The sequence below is a fragment of the Bacillus sp. K2I17 genome (assembly GCF_002209985.1).
GTDB lineage: Bacteria > Bacillota > Bacilli > Bacillales > Bacillaceae_G > Bacillus_A > Bacillus_A wiedmannii.
The window spans coordinates 1-11,008 of sequence record NZ_NJGF01000072.1 but is presented as its reverse complement, the minus strand read 5'-3'; the positions used below and the strand labels follow the sequence as shown (position 1 = coordinate 11,008).

Here is an 11,008-nt window from a genome sequence, read left to right as displayed (position 1 = left end):
GTCTTTCTTGAACTGTTTTCCTTTAAAATATCGCATGTGTAATTCTCCTCGCCTCTTTTTTCTAGACTGTAACTAGGTTTAAGAAACTTTGCAACAGAACCAAAATTAGAGAGAAAGCTAAAAATAGAAGAATTGCAAAGGCAACAGGAAGAGTTGCGTATTCAAAAAGAAAGAATACGTAAAAATGAAGAAGAGCGTATTCGAGTTCAATTAGAAAAAGAAAAGTTGTATAAAAAACAAGAACTTTTAAACAAGGAGCATTATGAGCTACCGCACTTTACAAAAGAAGAAATAGAAGCTTTTCAAGATAAGTTTTGGGATGAATATAGATGTATCGATAAAGAAGAACGTACTGCTTACGAAAGAAAGTATTTCCCTTCAGGGCTACCGCAATGGTTTATGAAAAAAAAAGCTTAAACGTGAGGGGAAAGAAATTGAAGCGGAATTAAAACAGGAAAAAAGCAAGATCATAAAGCATAATGAAAACTCTAAAGAAAATAATGATGGATTTATTCAACTTACTTTATTATAAGAATGATCGTAGGCTAGGGCCTTTATTGTGCAAAGCAGCATTTTCATGGACAAAGTGACGTGTAGTACAGTGCCATTACCAATATAAGAGAGGCACATTTATAGAAGCAGGATATATTATAAAAAGGGGATTTGAAATGAAATATAGTACTCTATCATTTGATTTTGAAAATAATATAGTTAAGGATGAAACAAAGTGGGGGAAGTATGGGATAAGTGCTTGATGGAACCGGATAGTTTTGCTGACTATGTATATACAGCTATTGAAAATGCGTCCCATCGTTATGAATTCACACATGATTTTGAACCGGAAGTATACATGTACAATATAGGAAGTTTATATAATGTTAATATTAGGTTAGGTAATGAAAAATATATATTTACGCTAAATTGTTCCGGTGAAAGTCAGCTCGTGTATGTAAAATAACATTTTTCTGTGAGGTATTCTATTTTTTTATTTTAATATAGCTAAAACGAGGTTATATATTAGAAAAAGAATAAAAATTCCTATATTAGGTAATATTTTATATGGATTTTATTTCCTAATGTGATAAAATATTAATCGCCAGTTTTTTTGATATTTTATAAATTAGATAAATCATTTATTCATGGACAGACATGGTACAGAACCATATTGAAGGTGGGGGGAAGTGAGATGGATCTAGATACCAAGAGATTTATCTATATTTTAGAACAAAAAATGACTACTTGTATGGAAAAGGTATTAAAAGTAATTTATTGTAGTGAGCAAAAACAGTTCGATCGAATTATTCAAGATGCTTTGAGTGATATTAAGATAATGATTAGTTTGACCCAAGTTTATATGTTAATAGACAAAGAATCTTCAAAAGACTTAAGACAACTTCAGAGTAAACTAATTCAAGGACGTATATATATTGAGAAGGAACTTACTACATTAAAAGTGGAGATTCGAAGAATGGTTAACACAACTTAAATTCATTTATTTCAATAATAAGTAATTGCGTTTTAAGTGTGATTTTAAGATAGAGAGAGTTTAATTATCTCATTCAAATTGGTATATAAATCATTAAAGAATCAAATGTAAATGCTTTTCTTACAGTATTTCTTGAGACACTTAATAACTTAGTAATGGATTGAATAGAATGTCCTTCTTGCTTCAGCGCTCGAATTGCTGTCCACTTTTCAATCGTAATCATTCCCCTAAACAAACCCCTCTCATTTTGTCATGAGAGCATTGTATTTTTATTTTAGGGGTGGGTCAATTTTTATTGTAAATCTACAAAAAACCAGCCAGTCTATAATGAATCCATACTGATAATTTTGTAGAGTTATGGGAGAATTGTGGGAGATGATTAATCTGAAAAAGAAACAAGCAATACTATTGTTATATTTACAGGAGGGATACTCTAGACGAAAAATCGCGAAATTAGGTGGTGTAAATCGTGAAACTGTTAGTAAATACATCAATGAATATGAACAGAGTAAAGCTAACTAATTACCAGATTCAAACATGGATACTGGTGAGTTAATTCAAGCAATTGTTGAAAAGCCCAGTTATAAGAAAGGGCCTAGGAAGAAAAGAAAACTAACAGAAGAAATGATAAATAAGATCAAGCTGCATTTAGAAGAAAATCATCAAAAAAAACAACGTGGCTTAAGAAAGCAATTAAAAAAATCAAGTGATATTCATGAAGCACTAGAACCTGAAGGATATTATGTGAGTACGGTCGGATTGAATGAAGCGACAATTAAAAAATATATTCAAGATCAGGAAAACACGATATAGCATTAGATAAATTAAGTGTAAAAGAATACACAGACCCTTTTAAAGGGTAGCATGTCATACAAATAGCCCTTCAGGGGTGGCGTAATAGAGGCTTGAATGTGGGTGAAAGCTAGCGCCTTTAGGCGCTGGCCGGTAGTATAGGCTTATAGCCTTTGTGCAAACCACCCTTTGGAAGGGTGGTTATGATTCTTGGTAGTCATTCCTGTCGTCCTCGTAGCATGGATGACTAATGAGGAATTTTGAGGGTTTATTTTTGTCCATTCTTAAATTCTTCAGGAGAAATGGCAGTAAATAAAATCATCTCTTTTGAAGTTATCAAATTTTCACTTAAAAGCAGGGATTACATACTTTCCAAATAAGTCTAATATAAATGCTAGTTTACAAATGTACACTTTTGATTGAATAAATACGTCCAAAAATGATTGGGGAAGTCTAGGGAAACTATTGCTACTAAGCCATTTTAGCCCAAAATATACGTACAAGGGTGTCTGGTGTATACTGTTTTTTACTTTTTCATGCATGTAGTTGAATTGGATTTGTGTAACAAAACCGTTTCAACTACATGTATGTCAACAACTGCAGCGTTAGCGAAAGGCGTTAGTACACATCTAGAAACAAAGAATTTCTGTCGATATTTAAGGCATTTCTGTACATCTTTATACAAGCGAAACTGTACATTTAAGAATAATCATTTACAGTCTAAGGATGAAAAAACTTTATGATGTTCTAATCCACTAAAATTCATTACTGTTATAAGGTTTGTAACACCTATTTCACGGTAAGATTGAATTTGTTTAATAGCTACTCCTGATTACTGGATTAAAATTCTGTTTAAGGACTTCATATGAGATATTTTTCCCATGTGAGGTATTCATATGAATGTAGTGGAAAGAAAAAGTTTTGTATTCTATAAATAAATTTCTATGATTGCATCGCCTTATCCTTCACAGATGTATACGTTTGATCCAACATTAGATTATAAGTTAGCCTAAGCAGTATGAAAACTGCATCAACTATTTTGCAATAGACATATCGTTTAATGTGGAAAAATCAATTTTATCCCCATAAACAATTGTCCTGCAAAATGAGAAGTGTTAAATAAAAGGGTGAAAAGGTAAAAAAGAACCTTAATGTTTTCGAAGGTTACATCATGAATTTTTGTGAAAATTCATGATGTTAATCGTAATTACCATAAATGTATATATTGAAATATAAGGAAATAAATGATAGAATTACTTTCAGGTTGTATTTTACTTAATTTCAAATTGCAACCTATTTTGGTGATAATATGAATATATGCTTATTTTTAACTTTATGAGGAGGTGAATGTAATGCTAAAGGTTAAAATTTTAGAATCAGAAAAAGAAAAAAATGAACTTTATTCAATTAGGTATAAAACGTTTGTTGAGAAGGAAAAAACTATACCTGCTGAAAATTATGAAAATGGTTTATTAAAAGATGCGTATGATGAATATGCTTACCATTTAGGGTGTTATGAAGGGGATATATTAGTTGGTTTTTTTTCTTTAGTCGTGAAAAGGGGTAATGAGATATTAGAAGTTGAGAAAACTCATAATTTAATGCCGAAAAAAGGTGAAAAATATGCAGAGGTTTTAAGGCTGGTAGTATTAGATACTCCCTATACAAAAACTGTATCTCTGAAGGGGAAAGTTTTAGAACTTTTATTTAACAAGGCGAAGGATGTTATTATTACTGAGAAAATCACACATCTTCTTTTACAAAGCAGAAGTACGGCAAAAAAGATGTATGAGAGAATAGGATTTTCACAGGTAGGTGATTATAAACTATATAGAGGTAAATCCTACCAATGTCCTATGAAATTAGATGTCATGAAAGTGAATCAAAGGGTAGTGGATATCCAAATATAGACGATGAAAGGATGGTTTTTAATGGAAAAAATACAAAAAGAAAAATTGATTCAAATGATTGCAGAAGTTCTTGAGGTTGAAATTGAAGATATAAAGGATGACACAGATTTAGTAGAAGAGCTAGATGCAGATTCGATGATGGCTTTAGAGATTTTAGCTGGTATTGAAAAAGAGTTTCAAATTAAGATACCTGAAGAGGAACTACAGAAATTTACATCATTAAATAACATTATTTCTGTAATTGAAGAGAATAGTAAGGAAGGGGTATTATGAATTTTTTGACGCATGAGTATGTGTTAGATATATTGCCACAACGATATCCATTTCTTATGGTAGATAAGGTATTTGAGTTCGATGGCTCTAAAATGATATGTATTAAAAATGTTAGTGGGAATGAACCGTGCTTCCAAGGGCATTTTCCTAATAAGAAAATTTTTCCGGGCGTGTACGTAACTGAAGCGATGGCACAATCAGCTATTCTGTTGTTTGCACAGCTAGAAGGTCCATCAGTAGAAACCAGAAACAATATTCCTCTTCTTTATCATACAAATATAAAATTTAAGAAAATCATTGTACCTGGAGATCAGCTGATGATAAGTGTAAGTGTAGTAAAGAAAATAAGCAATGCCGCTATAGTGGAGGCTACAGTAAAAGTAAATGATATAAAATGTGCATATGGGGAATTAACGTTTACACTTTTGGGAGATGAATAATTTGAAAAGAGTAGTTGTCACAGGGACCGGAGCAATCACTTCAATAGGGATGAATTCTAAAGAATTTTGGGAATCTTGTATAAAAGGATTGTCAGGAATCTCCTTAATTAAAAAAGAGGGGCTACAGTTACTAGCCCCTAAATATGGAGGGCAAATTCATAATTTTAATCCTTCTAAATTTACTAAGGTAAATGATTATAAATCAATAGGAAGAGGTTCGAATCTATTAATAGCCAGTATGTATGATGCTATAAATAACGCGAATTTAAATCGTCATACTTATGAGAAAGCAGATTTATTTGTTGGAACAACTATGGGAGAAATTGCTATTGAGATGACAGATTACAATCGTTACATAGGAAATTCTAGCCCACAGCACCTTCTAGATCAATCTTTTTTACATGGGTTATTAGCAAATGCTTGTAGAGAATTCTCATTGCAAGGAGAGACCATGTTAATTGCTAACGCTTGTTCTGCTGGGAACTATGCAATTATTCAAGGATATGAAAAAATAAGGAGTGGGGAACAAACTATTTGCTTTACAGCAGGAGAGGATCCTTTTTCGACTATAGCATATTATGGTTTTAATAGATTGAAAGCTATTGCTTCGAGTAAATGCAAACCATTTTCTAAAAATAGAGATGGTATGCTCGTTGCTGAAGGGGCAGGATGTTTAGTTCTAGAAGAATTGAACCATGCTCAAGAAAGGGGTGCTAATATCTTAGCAGAGATAGTTGGCTATGGAGTTTCTTGTGATGCAAATCATATTACCGCACCACACCCCGAATCCGCTGGAATCATACAATCTATGGAGAATGCGGTGCAAAAAGCAAATATTGAGCTAGAAGATATAGATTACATTAGTGCGCATGGTACAGGAACTCAAGCAAATGATAAAGCTGAATCTTTTGCAGTAAATACATTATTTAAGAGGAAAGTACCTATGAGTTCAATAAAGTCAATGATAGGTCATTCTATGGGGGCTGCAAGTCTACTAGAAGCAATTGTATGTTGTAACGCTGTGAACGAAAATACTGCTCCTCCAACAATAAATTTTGAAATAGAGGATGAAAATTGCGATATTGATTGTATACCGAATACGGCACGGAATTTTCATATTGAGTATGCCATGAATAATTCATCTGCATTTGGTGGGGCAAACTCTACCGTGATTTTTAAAAAATTTAGTGAAAACTGATGAGATGAAAGGATGAATATCAACATGAATATTATTGGTGTAGGTAAGGTTCTTCCTTTGAAAGTCAATGCTGATAGTATAAAGAGCGGCATGAAAATAAATGGTGTCAGCGAGCCTGAAGATTTTGATATAAAAAAATATATTAAATATAAAGGACTTCGTTCTCTAACAAAAGCCACAAATTTAGCCATTGCTTCAATTAGTGATGCAATAAATGATGCTGGTGTGAAATACAATCAGCATCGTCCAGAAAGAATTGGGGTCTTTGTAGGAAGTACATTAAATCCTACTGATGGAGCTCTTCATTTTATGTCAGATGTATATGAAACGACAGCAGATTTTGTTAGTCCGTTAAAATTTTCTAGCACGGTATTGAATAATATTTCAGGATGGGCCTCCATTGTCTATGGAATAACAGGAGTAAATTCTACAGTGATTTCTGGGAATCTATCTGGAATTGATGCATTAAAGATGGCTACGGAATATATAAATAATAATGTAATTGATGTTGCAATTGTTACAGCTGTTGAAGGAAATGAAGAAAATTCAATTTATCATATAGGGAATAACATACATAATGTAAAAACTATTACGGGAGCTGTTACGGTAATTATTGAAAAGAATGAAGATAGTTATGCTTCGATTGAAAAGATTTATAGTTTTCAACATTATGAAGAGAATAGAGAGAAAATAATTTTAAAATTAGAAGAGGAGATGAAAAATAAGCAATTTAATAATCTAATTTATGGATCATCTAACAATAATGATGAACTAATTTCTGCTTACTTAAGAAATAGCATGGTGTCTCACGATATTAATATAATAAATACTGCAGAAAGTATAGGAACTTCGAATGCATTAAGTGGTTTTTTGAAATTAATTACTGCACTAGAGTTAAAAGAAAAAACATTAATTGTTGAAACGAATGAAATTGGTACTGACAGTATTTTAAAAATAAATTCAAAATCTAAAGAGGTTTCATTATGAAAAAAACAGTAATTATAACAGGTGGTACCGGAGACCTAGGACAATCAATAATTGAAAAGTTTTACGAAAATGATTATAACGTTTATTTTACTTACTTAAGTAATGAAGAAAAAGCTAACATGATTAAAAAGAAATATCCTGGAATTACTGCGGTCCGAGTTGATATTAGAGATTATCATCAAGTAAAAGAGTTTATAAATGAGATTTATTTAACCAATGAACGAATTGATTGTTTAGTAAATAATGCTGGAATTAATAAGGATAAAACAATAACATTCATGAATCAAAAATCTTGGCAGGAAGTCATTGATACTAATTTAAATGGCACGTTTAATTGTTGTAAATTTGTGTCTAAATACATGATCAATCAAGGTTATGGTAGCATTGTTAACGTTTCTTCTGTTTCTGGTATTAAAGCTATTGAAGGGCAGGTGAATTACAGTGCATCTAAAGCAGGAATCAATGGGTTAACAAAAACTTTGGCAAAAGAGTTGGGACGATATAAAGTGCGGGTTAATGCTATATGCCCAGGTTTTATTCACTCAGACATGACACGTGATTTAGAGGGAAGTACCCTGTTAAAAATGATTCCGTTACAGCAATTTGGTAGTCCAAGTGATGTGAGTGAATTAACCTATTTTCTTGCAGAAAGCAGTTCAGGATACATAACCGGAGAAATTATCACAGTTGATGGTGGTTTATCAATTTAGTTTAATAATTATCATATTGAGGTGGAACTAATGTCAAAAGAACAAACCATTATTAAAGTAAGTAATTTACAAAAAAAATATGGTGAATTTGAAGCTGTAAAAGGAATATCATTTTCTGTAAAAAAAGGTGAATTATTTGCTTTTCTGGGGACAAATGGAGCTGGAAAATCAACAACAATAGATATTTTATGCACTTTGCTCCAAAAAACTTCAGGTGATGTCATGATTGATAACTATCAACTTGGTAAAGGAAACAATCATATCCGAAAAAAAATTGGTGTTGTATTTCAAGAAAGTTTACTAGATGAACGCCTGACTGTTTATGAAAATATTATTAATCGTGGTGAATATTATAATTTGAGTAAAATACAAATCCAAGAAAACTACGATTTCATTTCAGAGTATTTAAATTTAAGTGATATTAAAGAAAAAAGGTATGGTGCTTTATCTGGTGGACAAAGACGGCGAGCTGATATAGCAAGAGCTATTATTCATAAACCTAATATTTTGTTTTTAGATGAACCAACAACGGGTTTGGATCCGCAAACAAGGTTATTTGTTTGGGATGCAATTAAGAGGTTACAAGAAGAAACGAATATGACGATTTTTTTAACGACACATTATATGGAAGAAGCCGCCGTTGCTGATAATGTCGTAGTCATTAAAGAAGGGCGTTTAGTTGCGGAAGGTACACCTAGTCAATTAAAGGATAGGTATACTTTTGATAGTTTGCATTTAATATTTAATGATACATTTGATTATAAAACATGGTTAAAAGAAAAAAATATACCCTATACGTTGAGAAATTCAATTTATACTATTCGCGTATCGAGCACCTTAAATGCCTATGATATTTTAAAGGAATTAGAGGGGCAAGTAGAATCTTTTGAGGTTATTAAAGGTAGTATGGATGACGTCTTTATCAATATTATTGAGGGAAAAGGGAGCGTCATACAGTGAAATCTTTATTCTATTTGATTAGCAGAAATAATAAAATATATCGTCGTGATCGAACGTTATTACTTCTCTCACTATTGTCAGTGTTTATTGTGATTTTATTGTATGCAGTATTTTTGCAACAAACCCAAATTGACGCAATTAAAAAAGTTGTCGACCTAACAACAGCTTCTAAAGCAATGGTGAATGAGTGGATGGTCGCAGGACTATTATCTATTACGGCTGTAACGACAACGTTAGGTGCGTTTGGTATTATGGTCAACGATAAAGAAAGTAAAAAAGCATTTGATTTTTTAACAGCTCCACTATCGAGAGCTACAATACAGTTAAGTTATGTTGTTAATTCATTTGTAATCGGATTGTTTTTTTCGTTACTTGCCCTCGTTGGCTGTGAAATATTTCTTGTCCTAACAGGCAGTGAAGTACTGAGTGGTATGGAAATGTTGAAAGTTATAGGTATTATCATTCTGTCAGTTGCCTTGTCTAGTTCAATTAACCTATTTTTAGTCCTTTTTATTAATACTCAAAATGCTTTCTCGACATTAAGTACAGTTGTTGGAACAGCTATTGGTTTTTTATGTGGTGTATATGTTCCTATTGGTGGCGTGCCTAACTTTGTTCAAAATATTATTATGTATTTTCCCATCAGCCATACGGCAGTTCTCTTACGGGAAATATTCATGAAAGATTCAATTCAGACTGTATTTAAACAGGCGACACCAGAACAAATACTAGAATATAAAACACATTATGGCATAGTATATGAATTGAATGACAAGCTTGTTAGTACAGCATACAGTTTGTGGATGATTATTATTACGATGATTGTATTTACTGTGGTATCTATTATGATCTTCAAAAGACAAAATAAATAACTATGCAAATATTTTTATTAGATATGGGTTTAATAAATGAAAAACATTATAGTTTGTTAGATACTTGTATAGTAGAAAATAGGAACAGGTATTTTTCAAGTTTGAGTAAGCATAGAAAACAAACTATTTTTGCAGGAGATTTATTACTTCGTTACACTTTGCTGAGGATAGGAATTGATATTTCGAATATTAAAATATATTATGGTGAATACGGGAAACCTTATTTGAAAAGCGCTCCAGTGTATTTTAATCTATCTCATAGTAAGAATATTGTTGTATTAGGGATAGCTAAACAAGAATTAGGAATCGACGTTTTATATGAAAGAAAAATAAATGAAGGTTTTGTCCCATTTTTTTTTAGCGAAGAAGAACAGAGTTATTTACATGAATTAGAGAAAAGTGAAAAAAAAGAGTATTACTGGAATGCATTATGTTATAAAGAGGCATTTACAAAAAGAAATGGTGGACGAATTATAGACATGAGAAATAAACTCGTTTGTCCTAAGAATTTACAGTATGGACAAATAATCAGAATAAAAACAGATGGTAAAGAATTTGAAAGTTTATTTTTCAAGGAATTAAATTACCATATGTGTGTTATTGCTGATAAAATACCTAAAGAAACGAATTTTGAGATTTTAGATATGGATGCTATATGGAAGGAATTAAGTGCCTTCAATTTTATCTGAACCTTTTTTCGGGATAAATTCTGATCTATATAATAGAGATGTAATATCACCGTTTTTTCTTTGTATTCCTCCTGTTGTTATTTTCAATAAAATATTGAGGATGTATTATCTTTAAATATATTGTTATCATATGCTATTTCAAAATTAGCATAACCTTAATTTATCTATCGAGATTTTTTGCACCTTCTTAATAAAACATGCATTTCTTTGCAAACCCTACGCATCTCACATGTGATGTGAAACCTAAGAGATAAGGGATGTATGTCCGAAAATTTCTCCGCTGGTCAACTAATACAAACAAATAAAAGATGGTCTCATCTGAAGCAAAAAAACGTGAAATTATTTCAAATTGGCTGAGAGAAGCATATATATCTAAGGCGAAATCTTATAATTGAAGGCTAAAACCAGCAGAACATGAGGATGTTTTAGAACAAGTACTAGCAAAAATTCACGAGCGTGAAATATGGATTCCTGAATATGAAGTAGAGAAGTACTATAAAGGGAAAATAAATAAATGGTATAACAAGATACAACCAAATGAATTGGATGAGTAAAAAAACAATTGGAGTATTCCCCAATTGTTTTTTTGGTTCTGTTGCAAAGTTTCTTAACAGATAAAAATTTGGGGTGAGTACAATTAAATCTTATGCAATTGTAAGTAATTTTTGCAATTCATTGTACGTTGAAAAAA

At 31.6% G+C, this 11,008-nt stretch carries 14 protein-coding genes and 2 pseudogenes; 15 read left to right on the top strand and 1 reads right to left on the bottom strand.

Going from position 1 to position 11,008, the window contains the following annotated elements; translation table 11 throughout:
* The first annotated feature begins 132 nt into the window (after window positions 1-132).
* The 3 genes from CER22_RS32800 to CER22_RS29935 all read left to right on the top strand — a co-directional run bounded on the left by CER22_RS32800 (window position 133) and on the right by CER22_RS29935 (window position 1,486).
* A complete protein-coding gene (locus tag CER22_RS32800) occupies window positions 133-417 on the top strand; it encodes a hypothetical protein (protein ID WP_142293601.1) in 285 nt (94 codons plus the stop codon).
* Between the two features lie 310 nt (window positions 418-727).
* Window positions 728-958, top strand: coding sequence for a hypothetical protein (locus CER22_RS29940; RefSeq protein WP_016135703.1), 231 nt, complete (start codon window positions 728-730; stop codon window positions 956-958).
* A 228-nt stretch (window positions 959-1,186) separates the two neighbouring features.
* The gene (locus CER22_RS29935) at window positions 1,187-1,486 is read left to right on the top strand and encodes a hypothetical protein (RefSeq protein WP_088610373.1); all 300 of its coding nucleotides are present in this window, start codon (window positions 1,187-1,189) and stop codon (window positions 1,484-1,486) included.
* A 73-nt stretch (window positions 1,487-1,559) separates the two neighbouring features.
* Here the strand turns inward: CER22_RS29935 and CER22_RS32795 are convergent, their stop codons facing one another.
* Window positions 1,560-1,709, bottom strand: coding sequence for a helix-turn-helix domain-containing protein (locus CER22_RS32795; RefSeq protein WP_142293600.1), 150 nt, complete (start codon window positions 1,707-1,709; stop codon window positions 1,560-1,562).
* A 152-nt stretch (window positions 1,710-1,861) separates the two neighbouring features.
* Here CER22_RS32795 and CER22_RS29930 point away from each other — a divergent pair, with 152 nt between their 5' ends.
* From CER22_RS29930 to CER22_RS33915, 12 genes and pseudogenes are all read left to right on the top strand, one after another.
* Window positions 1,862-2,008 (top strand): helix-turn-helix domain-containing protein, encoded by a 147-nt coding sequence (locus CER22_RS29930; protein WP_128975385.1) that lies wholly within the window; start codon window positions 1,862-1,864, stop codon window positions 2,006-2,008.
* Between the two features lie 210 nt (window positions 2,009-2,218).
* Window positions 2,219-2,349: pseudogene (locus CER22_RS29925) on the top strand (IS200/IS605 family transposase); the annotation flags it as partial.
* Between the two features lie 1,281 nt (window positions 2,350-3,630).
* Window positions 3,631-4,188: a GNAT family N-acetyltransferase gene (locus tag CER22_RS29915; protein WP_088610371.1), complete on the top strand. Its 558-nt coding sequence runs from the start codon at window positions 3,631-3,633 to the stop codon at window positions 4,186-4,188.
* A gap of 21 nt (window positions 4,189-4,209) precedes the next feature.
* A complete protein-coding gene (locus CER22_RS29910; protein WP_088610370.1) occupies window positions 4,210-4,461 on the top strand; it encodes an acyl carrier protein in 252 nt (83 codons plus the stop codon).
* The gene (gene fabZ, locus CER22_RS29905) at window positions 4,458-4,901 is read left to right on the top strand and encodes a 3-hydroxyacyl-ACP dehydratase FabZ (RefSeq protein ID WP_016135697.1); all 444 of its coding nucleotides are present in this window, start codon (window positions 4,458-4,460) and stop codon (window positions 4,899-4,901) included. Before CER22_RS29910 ends, fabZ begins: the two co-directional genes overlap by 4 nt.
* The gene (locus CER22_RS29900; protein ID WP_229188543.1) at window positions 4,894-6,099 is read left to right on the top strand and encodes a beta-ketoacyl-[acyl-carrier-protein] synthase family protein; all 1,206 of its coding nucleotides are present in this window, start codon (window positions 4,894-4,896) and stop codon (window positions 6,097-6,099) included. The genes fabZ and CER22_RS29900 overlap by 8 nt, the downstream gene beginning before the upstream one ends.
* A 24-nt stretch (window positions 6,100-6,123) precedes the next feature.
* Entirely contained in the window at window positions 6,124-7,086 is a 963-nt protein-coding gene (locus CER22_RS29895; protein ID WP_088610369.1) for a beta-ketoacyl synthase N-terminal-like domain-containing protein, read from the top strand.
* Complete coding sequence (gene fabG, locus CER22_RS29890; RefSeq protein ID WP_088610368.1) at window positions 7,083-7,796, top strand: 3-oxoacyl-ACP reductase FabG; 714 nt, start codon at window positions 7,083-7,085, stop codon at window positions 7,794-7,796. Before CER22_RS29895 ends, fabG begins: the two co-directional genes overlap by 4 nt.
* A 30-nt stretch (window positions 7,797-7,826) precedes the next feature.
* On the top strand, window positions 7,827-8,756 hold the full coding sequence (locus CER22_RS29885) for an ABC transporter ATP-binding protein (protein WP_088610367.1): 930 nt from the start codon (window positions 7,827-7,829) through the stop codon (window positions 8,754-8,756).
* Entirely contained in the window at window positions 8,753-9,628 is an 876-nt protein-coding gene (locus tag CER22_RS29880) for an ABC transporter permease (RefSeq protein ID WP_088610366.1), read from the top strand. Before CER22_RS29885 ends, CER22_RS29880 begins: the two co-directional genes overlap by 4 nt.
* Window positions 9,629-9,729: 101 nt before the next feature.
* Complete coding sequence (locus CER22_RS29875) at window positions 9,730-10,317, top strand: 4'-phosphopantetheinyl transferase family protein (protein WP_164971108.1); 588 nt, start codon at window positions 9,730-9,732, stop codon at window positions 10,315-10,317.
* Window positions 10,318-10,578: 261 nt separating this feature from the next.
* Window positions 10,579-10,871: pseudogene (locus CER22_RS33915) on the top strand (transposase).
* Window positions 10,872-11,008: the final 137 nt, after the last annotated feature.